The organism is Micromonospora zamorensis, from assembly GCF_900090275.1.
In the GTDB taxonomy this organism is placed as follows: Bacteria; Actinomycetota; Actinomycetes; order Mycobacteriales; family Micromonosporaceae; genus Micromonospora; species Micromonospora zamorensis.
Genome location: NZ_LT607755.1, coordinates 739,794 through 755,871 on the forward strand (window position 1 = coordinate 739,794; position 16,078 = coordinate 755,871).

A 16,078-nucleotide genomic window follows, 5' to 3' on the forward strand; every position below is an offset into this window, starting at 1 on the left:
AAACCCCTTGATCATGCGGGGCGGGTTGGCGGTATCGTCCGGAGCGATGTTTACCGGAACCGCGGTCTTCGACCTGCTGCTGCCGGGTGACTCCCGGTCGCTCAAAGCCAAGAGATCATATGTACGGCCGATCGTGGCGGCTCTGCGCCGCTTCGAGGTGTCGGCCGCCGAGGTGGGTGCGCTCGACCTGCACGGTCGAGCGCAGATTGCGGTGGCCGTGGTGGCCGCCGAGACGGCGCACGTCCGCGAGGTGCTCGACTCCTGTGAGCGCCTGGTGGCCGGCCGTCCCGAGGTCGAGCTGTTGTCGGTTCGACGCCGGTTGTACGGCGTGGACGACGACTGACCACGGTGCCGGCTGTGCCGGGCGACCGGTGCGGCCGCGAAGGTAGTGTTCGAGATGTTGGCCGGTCGGCCGGCGGCCCCCGGGTCGCCGGGTCGGCCGGGAGCAGGACGCCGTGGAGGTGGCGAGATGTCTGATCCGGCCAAGGTACGCCGGCACGCGGAACGGGTGCGTGAGCTGGTCGCGTCGGTGGTGCGGAGCCAGATCAAGGACCCGCGGCTCGGGATGATCACCATCACCGATGCCCGGATTACCGCTGACCTGCGCGACGCGACGGTCTTCTACACCGTGCTCGGTGACTCGGTGGCCCAGGCGGACACCGCGGCGGCTCTGGAGAGCGCCAAGGGGCTGCTGCGCAGCACTGTCGGCAAGGCGCTCGGGCTGCGTCACTCGCCGACCCTCACGTTCGTCCTCGACGACGTTCAGGACCAGGTCAAGCACATCGACGACCTGCTCGCCGCGGCCCGCAACGCCGACGCCGAGGTGCAGCGGCTCGCCGCCCAGGCGAAGTACGCGGGCGAGGCCCAGCCGTACCGGGTCGACGACGAGACGGACGAGGACGACGAGACGGACGAGGCCGAGGAGGCCACCGACGTCAAGGAGACCCCGCGGGGTGGGGAAACGCGGTGACGAGCACCGCCAGCGTCCCGCTCGCCGGGGCGGCCGGGGTCGCTCCCGCCGAGTTGGACTGGGCCGCGGCCGAGGCGCTGCTGCGGGCTGTCCCGCCGAACGGCCGGGTGCTGCTGATCTGTCACGTCAACCCGGACGGCGACGCGCTGGGCAGCATGCTCGGCTTCGGTCTGGGTCTGCGGCAGCTCGGCGTACGCGAGGTGCAGGCGACCTTCCCGGGGCCGCCGGAGGTGCCGGAGCCGTTCCACGGGCTGCCCGGCCTCGAGTTGCTGGTCCCGGCGGACGCCGCGGACGTCGCACCCGATCTGGTGATCTGCTTCGACGCGGCGAGCGAGTCGCGCCTCGGCGAGTTGGCCGGGCGGCTGTCGTCGGCGGGTGCGGCGCTGGTGCTGGACCACCACGCCTCCAATCCGGGGTTCGGCACCGTCAACCTGGTCGACCCGGGCGCCGCGGCGACGTCGGTGGTGGCCGAGCAGTTGCTGGCCAGGCTCGGGGTCGTGGTGGATCGGGCCATCGCCGAGTGCCTCTACGTGGCCCTGACCACGGATACTGGTTCGTTCCGGTTCGCGGCGACCACCCCGGCGGTGCACGAGATGGCCGCCCGGTTGCTGGCGACCGGCATCTCGCCCGGTGACATCTCCCGGCGGGTCTTCGACACCCGGCCCTTCGGCGCGGTCCGGCTCTTCGGTGAGGTGCTCGGCCGTGCGCAGCTGGAGCCGAGCGCTGCCGGTGGCAGGGGGCTGGTCTGGACCTTCGCCACTCTCGATGACCTGGCCCGGCACGACCAGCGTCCGTACGTGCTTGAGGCGTTGATCGACTCGGTGCGCTGCACGGCCGAGGCGGATGTGGGCTGTGTGTTGAAGCAGACCACGTCGGGCGAGTGGGCGGTGTCGATGCGCAGCAAGGGCGCGGTGGACGTCAGCCGGGTCGCTGTCGCGCTGGGCGGTGGTGGTCACACGTTCGCGGCCGGGTTCACCGGTCGGGGCACCGTCGAGCAGGTGGTGGAGTCGATTCGCGGCCAGCTGGACGCGGCGCTGGTCCGCTCCGTACGCTGAAACGGCGTTCGTCGCCGTCGGTCGGTCCCGAAGATCAGGGTCAGCTCCGGGGAGTGTTGGTCTTCCCGCGCTCCGTGAGACCGGGAAGAATTGCGGGATGGAGCAGCCGCACGACCTCACCGTGGAGGCCCCCCGCGCATGGGACCGGCCCGCCGTCTCCGTTCCCGTCCTGGTCTGCCTTTCGCTCGTCGGTGGCCGGTTCGCGTCCTTCTCCACCGAGGCGAATCTTTTCACGCTCGGCACCGGCGGGGTGCTGATCTGGCTCGGTCTGAGCAATCGGGTGCCCCGCCGACCGGCCCCGCGTCGTCTGGGTGCGGGGGCGGCCTGGTGGGCGGTGCCGGTGGTGGTCTTCGGCGTCTTCGAGGGGGCGACCTTCGTGATGGCGGTCGGGGATGACTTCCCCACCTTCTCCCGGCTGGCCGACCCCCTCCTGGAAGATCACCTGACCCGCTCGGCGGTCTGGTTCGCCTGGCTGGCGGCCTTCTGGGGGCTGGTGCGGCGATGATGCGGGCGCTCGCGATCGGCGGCTTCCTGACCGCGCTGGTCCTCTTCGCGGTGGTCGAGTGGATGGCCCGTCGGGAGGGTTCCCGGATTCCCACTCTGGGCGAGATGTGTGCGTACGTGATGCGCTACGAGGTCGGTCCGGTGCCGGTGGGCCGGATCGGTCTGTTCGGGTTCTGGTGGTGGCTGGGCTGGCACTTCCTGGCCCGCTGAGCCGGGTTGTCGGCTGTCCAGATGGCGGGAACCGAGAGCAGCATGTGGACCTGAACGATAACTTGGGAGAGGGCCGGCGCCGCATGGCGGCGCAGCTCATGGGTGGTGGTGCCACACCTCGTGCCGCCTCCCTCCAGGGTCGCACCGACCCGGGCTCACGCTGCCCAGTCGGCTGCTCCGGTAATCCCGGACCGCCGTGGGGCGCTCAGCACGACCGCCCGTGAGGGCCGCCGCGTGTCGGTGGCTCGCTCCCTGGAAGGACCACCACCATGCCGAACAAGCCCAAGCCTGAGACCACCGACGACGCCCGCGAGCAGGCCCGCCGCGCGCTGCAGACGTCGATGGACACGCGTCAGTAGACCGTTCCTGCCGGTGGGACGCCGCCGAGGCGTCTCGCGGCCACCCGTCCGTTTGACGCCCTACCTGGTTGCCGCTCGCAATCCTCGCCGAGCCGCGCCTGTGCGCTCGACCATTCGACCCGGAAGCTCTGGAACCACCGTCGGGCGGCCGGGGCGGCCGGGTGTAACCGTCCTGCCCCGGCCGCCCGTGGGGGCCGCTCAGGACAGGAACTTGTCCAGGGCGCTCTCGATGGTGCCGGCGTCCGGCGACGCGTACGCCTTCATGGTGACGTTGTTGTACGAGATGACGCTCGGGCACCTGTTCGCCGGGGCTGCCACGGTGCCGCCGTCGCCGACCTTCTCGCCGGTCTTGGCGGCGTAGAAGGTCAGGACGTAGCGCGACGAGACATAGTCGACAGTGACCTGCTTGCCGGTCTTGTCCTTGTACAGGCACTTCGTCGGCTCACCCTCGCTGCCCTCCACGAACTTCAGGCAGCCGACCACTGACACCGCCTCGTACTCGGTGGTCTTGGCGGAGTAGGGCTTGGTCGATGAGACGTACTTCGACGACCAGGACGTCGGCCGGTCCGGGCTGTTCGAGAACGTGTACGCCTTGGCGCCAGCCGGGCCGTTGTAGGGTGCCGAGTTCAGGATCCGGCTGCCCTGGCAGACGTTCGACAGGTCGCTGGAGAAGCGGGCCGTCATCGAGTTGTTGTCGCTCGGGGCATCCGACTGCCCGGGTGCGGGTGAGGCCGTCGTCCCCGGCGTGGTGCCGGAGGTGGGTTCGGCGGACGTGGCCGTCGTGGGCTCGTCGTCGTCGCCGTAGGCGACCAGGAGTCCGATACCGCCGCCGCAGAGGGCGAGGATCAGGACGACCGCACCGACGACGAGTCCGATGATCAGACCCTTGTTCGACTTCTTGGCCGGCGGAACGGGGGCGCCGTACTGCGGCATCGGGGGCTGCTGCCCGTACTGCGGTACCGGGGGCTGCTGCCCGTAGGGCGGTTGCCCGCCCTGCTGCGGCGCGGGGGGCCCGCTCCACGGCGTGACGTTCGGGTCAGGCTGCTGCCCGTACGGAGGGTATTGGTCACTCATCGTAAGCCCTTATCGCTGTCAGTGCGTTGTCAAGATCGTGGAACGTGGTCAGGGTAGTAAGCCCTGCAAGTGGGACGCCCGGCACTCACTCGTGGCCACGCTCGCCTCGCCGGCTAGCGTCGAACGGGGAATGCCCCGCGTAAGTCGCTAGGTGCCTTGCACTCCTTACTGTGGCCGTGCCAGGATCGGCGGCGATGAGCCAGTCAGCCCACACCGACACCGCGACGGCCACCAGCGGGTCCGCCTCGCCGCGCCGCATCGCCAGCCTCGCCCTGCCGGCCCTCGTGGTGCTCGCCGCCGAGCCGCTCTACGTGCTGGTCGACACGGCCGTGGTCGGTCACCTCGGCCGGGTGCCGCTCGCCGCACTCGCCGTCGGCGGCACCGTGATGACCCTCACCGCATGGGTCGGCACCGTGGTCGCGTACGGCACCACCGGGCGCGCGGCTCGCCGCTTCGGCGCGGGTGACCGGGCCGCCGCGGTGGCCGAGGGCGTCCAGTCGTCCTGGCTGGCGTTCGGTGTCGGTCTGCTGATCGCGATCGGCATGCAGTTCGGCGGCGGCGCGCTCGCGCGTACCCTCGCCGGCGGTGGTGGCGAGGTGGCCGACGCCGCCGCGCACTGGCTGCGCATCGCGGCCCTCGGCGCCCCTGGCCTGCTGCTCGCCGCCGCCGGCAACGGCTGGCTGCGCGGTGTGCAGGACACCCGACGCCCGTTGTTCTTCGTGCTCGGCCCCAACCTGCTCTCCGCGCTGCTCTGCCCGCTGCTGGTCTACCCCGGTGGGCTGGGCCTGATCGGCTCGGCGGTGGCCAACGTCGTCGCGCAGACGCTCTGCGGGGCGCTGTTCGCCGCAGCACTGGTCGCCGAGCGGGTGTCGCTGCGGCCCCGGCCCCGCGTGATCCGCCAGCAACTGGTGCTCAGCCGCGACCTGCTGATCCGAGGGGTGGCGTTCCAGGCCAGCTTCCTCTCCGCGACCGCCGTCGCCGCCCGCTTCGGCGCCGCGGCCGTCGGCGCCCACCAGATCGCCCTGCAACTCTGGTTCTTCACCGCGCTGGTGCTCGACGCGCTGGCCATCGCCGCCCAGTCGCTGGTGGGCGCCGCGCTCGGCGCCGGCGACGACGCCGGCGCCCGGGCGCTCGCCCGCCGGATCGGGTTGCTCGGCGGCGTCTGCGGCGTCGGCTTCGCGCTGCTCATCGCCGCCGGCGCCGGCGTCGTGCCGTCGTGGTTCAGCTCCGACGCTGGCGTACGCGAGCAGGCCATGGCCGCCTGGCCGTGGTTCGTCGTCATGCTGCCGCTGGCCGGGGTGGTGTTCGCCCTGGACGGCGTGCTGATCGGCGCGGGGGACGTGCGGTACCTGCGCAACCTCACCATCGTGGCGGCGCTCGGCGGTTTCCTGCCGGCCATCTGGTTGGCGTACGCCCTCGACCTCGGGCTGGGCGGTATCTGGGCCGGGCTCACCCTTTTCGTGGTGATCCGGCTGGTCGCCCTGCTGCTGCGCCTGCGCAACGGCGGTTGGGCGGTCACCGGCGCGGTCCGCTGACCGGGTCGGCCCGCCCACACACCGCCGCGTGCCGGGCATCTGGCAGGCTTGGCCGACGTGAGCACCGATGGTCTGATCGTGGTCGACAAGCCCGGCGGCATGACGTCGCACGACGTGGTGGCGCGGATCCGCCGGCTGGCGAAGACCCGACGGGTCGGGCACGGCGGCACCCTCGACCCGATGGCCACCGGGGTGCTGGTGATCGGTGTGGGCCGAGCCACCCGCCTGCTGACCTATGTGATCGGCGCGGGCAAGAGCTACAACGGCACCATCCGGCTGGGCCAGGCCACCGTCACCGACGACGCCGAGGGCGATGTGATCGCCACCGCGCCCGCCGGTCACCTCACCGACGACGCGATCCGGTCGGCGCTGACCGCGCTCAGCGGCGAGGTCGAGCAGGTGCCGAGCGCGGTCAGCGCCATCAAGATCGACGGCCAGCGGGCGTACAAGCGGGTCCGCGACGGGGAGAGCGTCGAGCTGCCCGCGCGCCGGGTCACCATCTCCCGGCTGGAGGTGCTGGCGATCCGCCGTACCGAGCCGGACGTGGTGGACGTCGACGTCGACGTGACCTGCTCCTCCGGCACGTACATCCGGGCCATCGCCCGGGACGCGGGCCTGGCCCTCGACGTCGGCGGCCACCTGACAGCGCTGCGCCGAACCGCTGTGGGCGGCTTCACCCTCGCCGAGGCGGCGACCCTCGACGAGCTGGAGCAGCGTGCCCCGGACGTGGTGAACCTGCCGCTGGACGCGGCGGCCGACCGCTTCTTTCCGCGCCGCGAGGCGACACCCGAGGAGGCCCGGGTGCTCGCCCACGGCGGGCCGCTGGACCCGGCCGGCCTCACCGGGCCGTACGCCGTCTTCGGACCGGCCGGCGGCCTGATCGCTATCGTCAGCGAGCGGGACGGGCGGGCCCGCGCGGAGATCGTGCTCGCCCCGGCCTGACGGCGGGGAGCAGGTCCGCCGGCCCGGGGCCGGCGGTGTCGACCCGCCGGCCGGCGGGACACAGGGAGGAACGGCATGCAGCGGTGGCGGGGGTACGACGCGGCGCCCGGTGGGTGGGGACGCTCGGTCGTCACCATCGGCGTCTTCGACGGCGTGCACAGAGGGCACCAGGCGACCATCGGGCACGCCGTTGCCCGGGCCCGGGAGCTGGGCGTGCAGTCGGTGGTGGTCACCTTCGACCCGCACCCGGCCGAGGTGGTCCGCCCCGGCTCGCATCCGGCGGTGCTCACCGAGCCGGCCCGCAAGGCGGAGCTGATCGAGGCACTCGGCGTCGACGTGCTCTGCGTGGTGCCGTTCACCCAGGAGTTCTCCCGGCTGCCGGCCGAGCAGTTCGTGCACGACGTCCTGGTCGAGAACCTGCACGCGGCACTGGTGGTGGTCGGCAGCAACTTCCGCTTCGGGCACCGGGCGGCCGGCGACGTGGCCCTGTTGGAGCGGCTGGGGCAGACCTTCGGCTTCGCCGTCGAGGGCGGCCCGCTGGTCGCCGAGGACGGCACCGTCTTCTCCTCCACGTACATCCGCTCCTGCGTCGACGCGGGCGACGTGGGCGCGGCGGCCGCCGCGCTGGGCCGCCCACACCGCCTGGAGGGCGTGGTGGTCCGTGGCGACCAGCGGGGCCGGGAGCTGGGCTTTCCCACCGCCAACCTGCTCTGCCACCGGTATGCGGCGGTGCCCGCCGACGGGGTGTACGCGGCCCGGCTGATCCGCCGTGGGCAGCACGAACCGCTGATGGCGGCGGTGTCCGTGGGCACCAACCCGACCTTCTCCGGCCGGGAGCGGCGGGTGGAGGCGTACGCGCTGGACTTCTCCGGCGACCTGTACGGCGAACGGCTGGCCCTGGACTTCGTGGCGCGCCTACGCGGCCAGATCCGCTACGACTCGATCGAGCCGTTGATCACCCAGATGAACCAGGACGTCGAGCGCACCCGGCGTGCTCTGGCCTGATCATCTCCGACCGGCGGGGCCCTGCCGAGGCCCTTGGCCGGGTGTTACCGGTGAGTGCTGGTAGTCTTGCCGAGACGTCGGGTGACCGGCGTGGGGCCTCGCGTGCCTGCTCGACGCCGCGGGTGCGAGGTACCGGTCCGTTCCCGGTCCATCGGGACGACGGACACCCACTTGATCAACCCACCGAAACAGGGAGAACATGGCGCTCGACCAGGAAGCCAAGGCCAGCATCCGTGCGGAGTACGCGACCGCCGAGGGCGACACCGGTTCGCCGGAGGTTCAGGTCGCGGTCCTCACCAAGCGGATCGCCGAGCTGACCGAGCACCTGAAGGTGCACAAGCACGACCACCACAGCCGCCGTGGGCTGCTGCTGCTGGTCGGCCGTCGCCGTCGGCTGCTCAACTACGTCCAGAAGAAGGACATTGCGCGCTACCGGTCGCTCATCGAGCGGCTCGGCCTGCGCCGGTGACGTGACGGGGGAGTGGCCGACCGGCCGCTCCCCCGTACCGCGTCCCATCTGAAGAAACACGGGCCGCGCGACCACCCGAGAGGGAGCCGGTCAGCGTACCGGTCTCCGGTAGTGGCCCCCGGGAACCCCGGCATCATGCCGGCCACCCGGGCGCTTCGATCGAAGACCGGCCGGCTGAGCAGCTCCCCGATGTCGTGGGCCCACGACGCGAAGGAGCACGACAGCACATGACCGAGACCAAACTCGGCACCGAATCCCGCACCGCCGTGATCGACAACGGGTCCTTCGGCACCCGTGAGATCACCTTCTCCACCGGTCGGCTGGCTCGCCAGGCCGCCGGTTCCGTCATCGCCCAGCTGGGCGAGACGGTCGTTCTCTCCGCCACCACCGCCGGTAAGCACCCGAAGGAGCAGTTCGACTTCTTCCCGCTGACCGTCGACGTCGAGGAGCGGATGTACGCCGCGGGCCGCATCCCCGGCTCGTTCTTCCGCCGTGAGGGCCGGCCGAGCGAGGACGCGATCCTCACCTGCCGCCTGATCGACCGGCCGCTGCGCCCGTCCTTCGTGAAGGGCCTGCGCAACGAGGTCCAGGTCGTCGAGACCATCCTCGCGCTGGACCCGCAGCACCCGTACGACGTCGTGGCGATCAACGCCGCCTCGATGTCGACCAAGCTCTCCGGCCTGCCGTTCTCCGGCCCGATCGGTGCGACCCGCGTCGCCCACATCGACGGCCAGTGGGTCGCCTTCCCGACCCTGGAGGAGCTGGCGCGCGCCACCTTCGACATGGTCGTGGCCGGCCGCACGCTCGAGGACGGCGACGTCGCGATCATGATGGTCGAGGCCGAGGCCACCCCGAACGCCGTCGCCCTGATCTCGGCCGGTGCCACCGCCCCGACCGAGGAGGTCGTCGCCAGCGGCCTGGAGGCCGCCAAGCCGGCGATCCGTGAGCTGTGCCGCGCGCAGAGCGAGCTGGCCGAGGTCGCCGCCAAGCCGGTCACCGAGTTCCCGGTCTTCCTGGACTACCAGGACGACGTGTTCGCCGCCGTGGCCGACCTGGCCCGTGGCGAGGTGGCCGAGGCGATCACCATCGCCGGCAAGGCCGACCGCGAGGAAGCCCTGGACCGGGTCAAGGCCCGGGTCGCCGAGGAGCTGGGTGCTCGGTTCGAGGGTCGGGAGAAGGAGCTCAGCGCCGCCTTCCGCTCGCTGACCAAGTCCGAGGTGCGCAACCGCGTGCTGCGCGAGCAGGTCCGCATGGACGGCCGCGGCCCGCGTGACATCCGGGCGCTGACCGCCGAGGTCGGCGTGCTGCCCCGGGTGCACGGTTCGGCGCTGTTCGAGCGGGGCGAGACCCAGATCCTGGGCGTCACCACGCTGAACATGCTCCGGATGGAGCAGATGGTGGACACGCTGTCCCCCGAGAACCGCAAGCGCTACATGCACAACTACAACTTCCCGCCGTACTCGACCGGTGAGACCGGCCGGGTCGGCTCGCCGAAGCGTCGCGAGATCGGCCACGGTGCGCTCGCCGAGCGTGCGCTGATCCCGGTGCTGCCGTCGCGCGAGGAGTTCCCGTACGCCATCCGGCAGGTGTCGGAGGCGCTCGGCTCCAACGGCTCCACCTCGATGGGTTCGGTCTGCGCGTCGACGCTGGGCCTGCTCTCCGCGGGTGTCCCGCTGAAGGCGCCGGTCGCCGGCATCGCGATGGGGCTCATCTCCGACGAGGTGGACGGCAAGACCCAGTACGTGACGCTGACCGACATCCTCGGTGCCGAGGACGCGTTCGGTGACATGGACTTCAAGGTCGCCGGCACGCCGGAGTTCGTCACCGCGCTCCAGCTCGACACCAAGCTCAACGGCATCCCGTCGGACGTGCTGGCTTCCGCGCTGCAGCAGGCGAACGAGGCCCGGCAGGTCATCCTCGGTGTCATGAAGGCCGCGATCGAGGCTCCGGCCGAGATGTCGGACTACGCGCCGCGGGTCACCACCGTCAAGATCCCGGTCGACAAGATCGGCATGGTGATCGGCCCGAAGGGTCAGACCATCAACGCGATCCAGGACGAGACCGGCGCCGAGATCTCCATCGAGGACGACGGCACGATCTACGTCGGCGCCACCAACGGCCCGTCGGCCCAGGCGGCCGTCGACCGGATCAACGGGATCGCCAACCCGACGCTGCCGAAGCAGGGCGAGCGGTTCCTCGGCACGGTGGTCAAGACCGCCGCGTTCGGCGCGTTCATCTCGCTGCTGCCGGGTCGTGACGGCCTGCTGCACATCTCCAAGGTGGGCGACGGCAAGCGGGTCGAGCGCGTTGAGGACTTCCTCAACGTCGGTGACCGGGTCGAGGTCGAGATCGCCGACATCGACGCGCGCGGCAAGATCTACCTGGACAAGGTCCGGCCGGAGGGCACCGAGGCGCCGGCCGCCGGCGAGGCCGCCGGTGGCGACCGTCCGGCTGGTCGTGACCGCGGCGACCGGGCTCCGCGTGACCGCGGCGACCGCGAGCGTGGCGGCGACCGGGGCGGGCGTGGCCCGGAGCGCGGCAACGGCGGCGGCGAGGGCGGCAACGGCGGCGGCGGCGGCGAGGGTGGCGAGGGCGGCGAGCGTCCGCGCCGCCGGACCCGGCACAGCTGATCGTCGTACCTCGCATCACCCACCCCTCGTCGAACCGGGAGCAAGTCGTGAGTCGGGCCTTCAGTGCGCCGTTTCCACCGGATCGACGGGGGGTGGCCCCCTCTCGGGACACCGGGGCGGGCCGCTCCGGCGGCACCGCCCGCGCGGTGACCCGGACGCTCAGCGACGATCCGCTGGGCGGCACGGTACGACGTACCGTGCTGCCCAGCGGGCTGCGCGTCCTCACCGAGGCGATTCCGGCGATGCGCAGCGTCTCGTTCGGCGTCTGGGTGGCGGTCGGCTCGCGCGACGAGACCGGCCCGCAGGCCGGTGCCGCGCACTTCCTTGAGCACCTGCTGTTCAAGGGCACGCACAAGCGCACCGCCCTGGAGATCTCCTCGCAGATCGAGGCGGTGGGTGGCGAGACCAACGCCTTCACCACGAAGGAATACACCTGCTACTACGCCCGCGTGCTGGACGAGGACCTGCCGCTCGCGGTCGACGTGATGTGCGACCTGGTGGCCGACTCGCTGTTGGAGCCGGCCGACGTCGAGACCGAGCGTGGCGTGATCCTGGAAGAGATCGCCATGCACGACGACGAGCCCGGTGACGAGGTGCACGACCTCTTCGTCCAGGCCGTCTACGGCGACCACCCGCTGGGCCGACTGATCTCCGGCACCGCCGAGACCGTCACGCCGATGACCCGCCGGCAGATCCAGAGTTTCTACCGGGGCCGCTACACGGCACCGCAGATCGTCATCGCCGCCGCCGGCAACCTCGACCACGCCGCAGTGGTCAAGATGGTCCGCCAGGCGGTGCGTGGCACCCCCCTGGACAGCGACCCGGCCACCCCGGCGCCACACCGCGCGGCAACCCCCACCGTACGGACGAAGCCGGCGACCACAGTGGTGGAGCCGAAGGAGACCGAGCAGGCGCACGTCATCCTCGGCTGCCCCGGCATCGACCGCCTCGACGAGCGGCGCTTCGCCCTCGGGGTGCTCAACAACGTGCTCGGCGGCGGCATGTCCAGCCGCCTGTTCCAGGAGATCCGCGAGCAGCGCGGCCTGGCGTACTCGGTCTACTCCTACGCCAGCCAGTACGCCGACACCGGCCTGTTCGCCGTCTACGCCGGCTGCGCGCCGGGCAAGGTGGACGAGGTGCTGGCCCTGACCCGCGCCGAGCTGGCCCGGGTCGCCGCCGACGGGTTGACCGAGGCCGAGGTGGCCCGCGGCAAGGGCATGAGCAAGGGCTCGTTCGTGCTCGGCCTGGAGGACACCGGTTCCCGGATGAGCCGGCTGGCCAAGGGCGAGCTGCTCTACGGCGACCTGATGCCGGTCGACGAGCTGCTCCGACGGGTCGACGAGGTCACCGTGGAGGACGTCAACGTCCTCGCTGCCGAGCTGCTCAGCCGGCCGATGTCGCTGGCCGTGGTCGGCCCCTTCGGCGCGGGCGACTTCGCGGTCTGAGGGCTGCCGCGCGGCGCGGTTGACGGCACCCCGGTCGGGGCGTCCCGGCCGGTGGAGCGCACCGGATCCGGCCGGAAGGGCACGTCCCGATTGGGATAGGTTGTGCCCCGTGACTGACGAGCAGGACAAGACCCCGGCCGAGCCGCTGCGGGTCGGCGTGTTGGGTGCCCGCGGCCGGATGGGCATCGAGGTCTGCAAGGCCGTCGACGCCGCCGACGACCTCGAACTCGCGGCGTCGATCGACCAGGGCGACAGCCGCTCCGCCGTGTCCGCCGCCGAGGTGGTCGTCGACTTCACCACGCCCGATGTCGTCATGGACAACCTGCGTTGGTGCATCGACCAGGGCATCAGTGCGGTCGTCGGCACGACCGGCTTCACCGAGCAGCGGCTGGAGCAGGTGCGTGGCTGGCTGGCCGACAGGCCCGGGGTGGGCGTGGTCATCGCCCCGAACTTCGGCATCGGCGCGGTGCTGATGATGCAGTTCGCCGCGCGGGCCGCCCGGCACTTCGAGTCCGTCGAGATCATCGAACAGCACCACCCGCGCAAGCTGGACGCCCCGAGCGGCACCGCCACCCACACCGCCCGGCAGATCGCCCGGGCCCGCGCGGAGGCCGGCCTCGGCCCGGTGCCGGACGCCACCAAGGACGAGGTGTCGGGCGCGCGCGGCGCCGACATCGACGGGGTACGCGTCCACGCCGTTCGTGCCACCGGCCTCGTCGCCCACCAGGAGGTGCTCTTCGGCACCACGGGCGAGACGCTGACCATCCGGCACGACTCCTACGACAGGGCGTCGTTCATGCCGGGCGTGCTGCTGGCCGTCCGCGCGGTGCGCAACCGCCCCGGCCTCACCGTCGGCCTGGACGCCCTGCTCGACTGACGGTCCGTTCCTCCGCCACGCGGCCAAGATCTGAGCCCCCAGCTCGGGTAGCATCCGGCGGATGATCAATGGGGGACACCTGGACCGGGCCGGGCGACGGGTGACGCTCCGGCCGGTCGACGACGACAACTGGCGGGCTGTGGCCGACGTCGCCCCGCGTGACGACCAGCGCCGGTTCGTGGCCGCGCTGGGCGCGCGGTACGTGCTGTTGAGCAGCCGCTCGGAGGTGTGGACCTCGCTCGCCGTGTACGCCGACGAGACGGTCGTCGGCCACGTCATGTGGGGCGTGGACGACGACGGCTCGCACTGGATCGGCGGAATGCTGATCGACGCCGCCGAGCAGGGCCGGGGCGTCGGCCGGGCCACCGTGCAGACGCTGGCCCCCTGGCTGGCGGCGCGGGAGGGCAACCCGCCGGTCCGCCTCTCGTACCACCCGGACAACACCCCGGCCGCCGCCCTCTACACCTCCCTGGGCTTCCACCCCACCGGAGCGGTCGACGACGAAGAGCTGGTCGCCGAAGCCAATGGCGGGTCGGACAAGGGCTGACCGACACGGTGCAGCGGCCCGGCAGAGGCCGCCACACCGGCCGCGTCACTCTTCTGCGGGCACCTTCTCCGCCGGGACGCCGACGTGCAGGCGCACCTGAGGCACCAGCATGTCGTCGACGTCCAGCGCGCGGGCCGCGCCGTCGAGCTCCCAACCGGTGCTGGTGAGGAACTTCCGGGTCGCCTCGTCACCCTCGAACGCCCAGGCCACCGCCCGGCTCAGGCCGTCGGACCGCCACAGGTCGACCGCGGCGGCGAGCAGCCGGCTGCCGTGCCCACGCCGGCCCCACCGCGGCTCGACCAGCAGGTCGGTCACGGCGGCCACGTCGGGGCCGAGCGCGTCGGCCGGCTCACCCGGGGCCAACGCCTCGGCGTCAGCCGGGCCGGAGGCGGCGAACCCCACCAGATACGATTGCTCGGCCTGTTCGACGGCGACCAGCACCCGGTGTGCGCCCGAGGGCGGCTCCAGCACCGCGGCGCTCCACCGCCGGGCGAGGAACGCCTCGTCCAGGTTGTCGAGCACGTGCCGAGGCAGAATGCGGCGGTACGCGACCCGCCAGGTTGCGAGCTGGATGCGTGCGATCTCGCCGGCGTCCTCGGGACGCGCCGGGCGGACGTACCCGAGAGCCATGGGACGGAAGCCTACGCAGGGCGAGGGAGGCGACGGTGGCGCAGGGTGCCAACAGGACGACCGCGCAGGTCACCGGGGTGGTGGTGCTCGCTGCGGCGGTCACCGCGTTCCTCGCCGTCGCGGCCGTCCGGCACGGTTTCTTCGACCTGAAGGTCTACTACGGCGCGTTGACCTGGTGGGTGCACGACGGCGGGGAGATCTACGACTACCTCAAGCCGGGCACCCAGTACGGCTTCACGTACCCGCCGTTCGCCGCGCTGGTCATGCTGCCGATGGCGTACCTGCCGTGGACGGCCGCGATCGTGGTGAGTGTGCTCGCCAGCGTGGTCACCACCGCGGTGCTGCTCTGGTGGCTGATCGACCCGATCGCCCGCCGGGCCGGCTGGACCCGGTGGTTCGCGCTCGCCGTGGCGCTCTGCCTGGCCGCCGCGTTCGAACCGATGCGGGAGACGGTCAACTTCGGTCAGGTCAACACGCTGCTGCTGTTCCTGGTGGCCGTGGATCTGCTGCGGCTGCTGCCGGCCGGCAACCGGTGGGCCGGGGTGGGCATCGGGCTCGCCACCGCGATCAAACTGACCCCGGGTGTCTTCATCGTCTATCTGCTGGTGACCGGGCGATGGCGGGCGGCCCTCACCGCCAGCGGCACCGCCGCCGGGGTGACGCTTCTGGCCGGTGCGCTCTTCCCCGACGCGTCCCGGGAGTTCTGGACCGAGGCGCTGTGGAACACCGGCCGGGTCGGCGAGCTCGCCTTCGTCTCCAACCAGTCGCTGCGCGGGGTCGTCGCCCGGCTCGACCCGCAGCACCCGAGCACCCTGCTCTGGCTGCTGCTGGTGCTCGGCACCCTGGCGCTCTGGGCCTGGCGGTCCCGGGCCGCCGTCGCGGTCGGCGACGAGGCGACCGGCCTGGCGTTGACCGGCGCGGTGATGTGCCTGGTCAGCCCGGTCACCTGGGTGCACCACCTGGTCTGGCTGCTGCCCGCGCTGATCCTGCTGGTCGACAACGCGATGGCCGCGCCGGCCGGCCGCCGACGGCGGGTCCTGCTGGTCGCCGCGACCATCGGGTACGCGGTGCTGATCAGCCGCACCGTCTGGTTCTGGGAGAAGGACTTCACCGGGGTCGACGGCTTCCTGGGCAGCAACGCCTACGTGTGGATCAGCCTGGCGCTGCTGGCCTTCCTGCCGATCCGCCGTTGGCTGACCCCGGGCGGCTCAGCCGTCGAGGCGTCCGGCGTACCGCAGCTCGACCAGCCCGACCGGCGGGCTCCCACCGGCAAGCGGCACCTGGTAGGTCGACTGCTCACCGTCCGGTGACAACCCGGCCCGCTCACAGAATCGTCGGGCCCGCCGGTTGTCCGCCAGCACCCACAGCCGATAGTCGGTCCAGCCCCGCTCGTGCAGCCCCGCCCGGGCGGCGGCCAGGAGCGACGTGGCGGTCCCGTCACCCCAGCACGCCGGCTCCACGTAGATCGCCAGCACCTCCCCGACCGTCGGGTCCAGGTCGTCGCGGTCCTGGTCGCGGCGGTACGGCCCGAACGTCGTGAAGCCCACGACCAACCCGTCCACCTCGCCGAGCAGTGTGGTGAACGGGTGCTCGGGGTCGGCGGTGCCGATGTCGCGACGGCGCTGTGCCCACGCCGCCACGTTCAGCCGCCGCAGCACCTCGTCCGGCATGAAGCCGGCGTAGCCCGCCTGCCAGCCGTGCACGTGCACCCGGGCGACGGCTTCGGCGTCGTCCGGCTCCTCCCGACGGATGGTCAGCATTGCACCGTTCTATGCCCCGTTGGCCGTCGCGTCCAGCTTCCCGCACCGGCGTCGTACCGATGAATT

At 72.0% G+C, this 16,078-nt stretch carries 17 protein-coding genes; 14 read left to right on the forward strand and 3 right to left on the reverse strand.

Going from position 1 to position 16,078, the window contains the following annotated elements; translation table 11 throughout:
• The first annotated feature begins 46 nt into the window (after positions 1 to 46).
• The 5 genes from GA0070619_RS03395 (at position 47) to GA0070619_RS03415 (ending at position 2,739) form a co-directional block, all read left to right on the forward strand.
• Positions 47 to 343: a DUF503 domain-containing protein gene (locus GA0070619_RS03395; RefSeq protein ID WP_088946706.1), complete on the forward strand. Its 297-nt coding sequence runs from the start codon at positions 47 to 49 to the stop codon at positions 341 to 343.
• Positions 344 to 469: 126 nt separating this feature from the next.
• Positions 470 to 970, forward strand: a complete 501-nt coding sequence (rbfA, locus tag GA0070619_RS03400) for a 30S ribosome-binding factor RbfA (protein ID WP_088946707.1) — start codon at positions 470 to 472, stop codon at positions 968 to 970.
• Entirely contained in the window at positions 967 to 2,025 is a 1,059-nt protein-coding gene (locus tag GA0070619_RS03405) for a DHH family phosphoesterase (protein ID WP_088946708.1), read from the forward strand. Before rbfA ends, GA0070619_RS03405 begins: the two co-directional genes overlap by 4 nt.
• A 97-nt stretch (positions 2,026 to 2,122) precedes the next feature.
• Entirely contained in the window at positions 2,123 to 2,530 is a 408-nt protein-coding gene (locus GA0070619_RS03410; protein WP_088946709.1) for a hypothetical protein, read from the forward strand.
• On the forward strand, positions 2,530 to 2,739 hold the full coding sequence (locus GA0070619_RS03415; RefSeq protein ID WP_172862168.1) for a DUF6186 family protein: 210 nt from the start codon (positions 2,530 to 2,532) through the stop codon (positions 2,737 to 2,739). Before GA0070619_RS03410 ends, GA0070619_RS03415 begins: the two co-directional genes overlap by 1 nt.
• 557 nt (positions 2,740 to 3,296) lie before the next feature.
• Here the strand turns inward: GA0070619_RS03415 and GA0070619_RS03420 are convergent.
• Positions 3,297 to 4,172, reverse strand: coding sequence for a flagellar basal body-associated FliL family protein (locus tag GA0070619_RS03420; RefSeq protein WP_088946711.1), 876 nt, complete (start codon positions 4,170 to 4,172; stop codon positions 3,297 to 3,299).
• A 194-nt stretch (positions 4,173 to 4,366) separates the two neighbouring features.
• Here GA0070619_RS03420 and GA0070619_RS03425 point away from each other — a divergent pair, with 194 nt between their 5' ends.
• From GA0070619_RS03425 to GA0070619_RS03460, 8 genes are all read left to right on the forward strand, one after another.
• On the forward strand, positions 4,367 to 5,707 hold the full coding sequence (locus GA0070619_RS03425) for an MATE family efflux transporter (protein ID WP_088946712.1): 1,341 nt from the start codon (positions 4,367 to 4,369) through the stop codon (positions 5,705 to 5,707).
• Between the two features lie 57 nt (positions 5,708 to 5,764).
• A complete protein-coding gene (gene truB / locus GA0070619_RS03430) occupies positions 5,765 to 6,649 on the forward strand; it encodes a tRNA pseudouridine(55) synthase TruB (protein WP_088946713.1) in 885 nt (294 codons plus the stop codon).
• A 75-nt stretch (positions 6,650 to 6,724) separates the two neighbouring features.
• Positions 6,725 to 7,654: a bifunctional riboflavin kinase/FAD synthetase gene (locus GA0070619_RS03435; RefSeq protein ID WP_088946714.1), complete on the forward strand. Its 930-nt coding sequence runs from the start codon at positions 6,725 to 6,727 to the stop codon at positions 7,652 to 7,654.
• A 199-nt stretch (positions 7,655 to 7,853) separates the two neighbouring features.
• Positions 7,854 to 8,123, forward strand: a complete 270-nt coding sequence (gene rpsO, locus GA0070619_RS03440) for a 30S ribosomal protein S15 (protein ID WP_030337594.1) — start codon at positions 7,854 to 7,856, stop codon at positions 8,121 to 8,123.
• Positions 8,124 to 8,350: 227 nt separating this feature from the next.
• Entirely contained in the window at positions 8,351 to 10,753 is a 2,403-nt protein-coding gene (locus GA0070619_RS03445; protein ID WP_088946715.1) for a polyribonucleotide nucleotidyltransferase, read from the forward strand.
• Between the two features lie 47 nt (positions 10,754 to 10,800).
• Positions 10,801 to 12,198, forward strand: a complete 1,398-nt coding sequence (locus tag GA0070619_RS03450; RefSeq protein WP_088946716.1) for a M16 family metallopeptidase — start codon at positions 10,801 to 10,803, stop codon at positions 12,196 to 12,198.
• Positions 12,199 to 12,307: 109 nt separating this feature from the next.
• Positions 12,308 to 13,075: a 4-hydroxy-tetrahydrodipicolinate reductase gene (gene dapB / locus GA0070619_RS03455; protein WP_088946717.1), complete on the forward strand. Its 768-nt coding sequence runs from the start codon at positions 12,308 to 12,310 to the stop codon at positions 13,073 to 13,075.
• Between the two features lie 61 nt (positions 13,076 to 13,136).
• Positions 13,137 to 13,622 carry a GNAT family N-acetyltransferase gene (locus tag GA0070619_RS03460; RefSeq protein WP_088946718.1) on the forward strand — a complete coding sequence of 162 codons (486 nt, stop codon included), beginning with the start codon at positions 13,137 to 13,139 and terminating at the stop codon, positions 13,620 to 13,622.
• A 45-nt stretch (positions 13,623 to 13,667) separates the two neighbouring features.
• On the opposite strand, the gene GA0070619_RS03465 is transcribed toward GA0070619_RS03460, so the two are convergent.
• Positions 13,668 to 14,252 (reverse strand): GNAT family N-acetyltransferase, encoded by a 585-nt coding sequence (locus GA0070619_RS03465; protein ID WP_088946719.1) that lies wholly within the window; start codon positions 14,250 to 14,252, stop codon positions 13,668 to 13,670.
• Positions 14,253 to 14,287: 35 nt separating this feature from the next.
• Between GA0070619_RS03465 and GA0070619_RS03470 the strand changes: the two genes are divergently transcribed.
• Positions 14,288 to 15,562: a glycosyltransferase family 87 protein gene (locus GA0070619_RS03470; protein WP_088946720.1), complete on the forward strand. Its 1,275-nt coding sequence runs from the start codon at positions 14,288 to 14,290 to the stop codon at positions 15,560 to 15,562.
• Here GA0070619_RS03470 and GA0070619_RS03475 read toward each other — a convergent pair.
• Entirely contained in the window at positions 15,461 to 16,012 is a 552-nt protein-coding gene (locus tag GA0070619_RS03475; RefSeq protein WP_088946721.1) for a GNAT family N-acetyltransferase, read from the reverse strand. The genes GA0070619_RS03470 and GA0070619_RS03475 overlap by 102 nt on opposite strands.
• Positions 16,013 to 16,078 lie beyond the last annotated feature (66 nt).

Bases quoted from the DNA above. Each gene is read 5' to 3' on its own strand.
- GA0070619_RS03415 (WP_172862168.1), top strand. From the start codon at position 2,530: ATGCGGGCGCTCGCGATCGGCGGCTTCCTGACCGCGCTGGTCCTCTTC.
- GA0070619_RS03395 (WP_088946706.1), top strand. From the start codon at position 47: ATGTTTACCGGAACCGCGGTCTTCGACCTGCTGCTGCCGGGTGACTCC.
- GA0070619_RS03410 (WP_088946709.1), top strand. From the start codon at position 2,123: ATGGAGCAGCCGCACGACCTCACCGTGGAGGCCCCCCGCGCATGGGAC.
- GA0070619_RS03465 (WP_088946719.1), bottom strand. From the start codon at position 14,252: ATGGCTCTCGGGTACGTCCGCCCGGCGCGTCCCGAGGACGCCGGCGAG.
- GA0070619_RS03475 (WP_088946721.1), bottom strand. From the start codon at position 16,012: ATGCTGACCATCCGTCGGGAGGAGCCGGACGACGCCGAAGCCGTCGCC.
- GA0070619_RS03420 (WP_088946711.1), bottom strand. From the start codon at position 4,172: ATGAGTGACCAATACCCTCCGTACGGGCAGCAGCCTGACCCGAACGTC.
- GA0070619_RS03460 (WP_088946718.1), top strand. From the start codon at position 13,137: ATGATCAATGGGGGACACCTGGACCGGGCCGGGCGACGGGTGACGCTC.
- GA0070619_RS03425 (WP_088946712.1), top strand. From the start codon at position 4,367: ATGAGCCAGTCAGCCCACACCGACACCGCGACGGCCACCAGCGGGTCC.
- rpsO (WP_030337594.1), top strand. From the start codon at position 7,854: ATGGCGCTCGACCAGGAAGCCAAGGCCAGCATCCGTGCGGAGTACGCG.
- GA0070619_RS03445 (WP_088946715.1), top strand. From the start codon at position 8,351: ATGACCGAGACCAAACTCGGCACCGAATCCCGCACCGCCGTGATCGAC.
- rbfA (WP_088946707.1), top strand. From the start codon at position 470: ATGTCTGATCCGGCCAAGGTACGCCGGCACGCGGAACGGGTGCGTGAG.
- GA0070619_RS03435 (WP_088946714.1), top strand. From the start codon at position 6,725: ATGCAGCGGTGGCGGGGGTACGACGCGGCGCCCGGTGGGTGGGGACGC.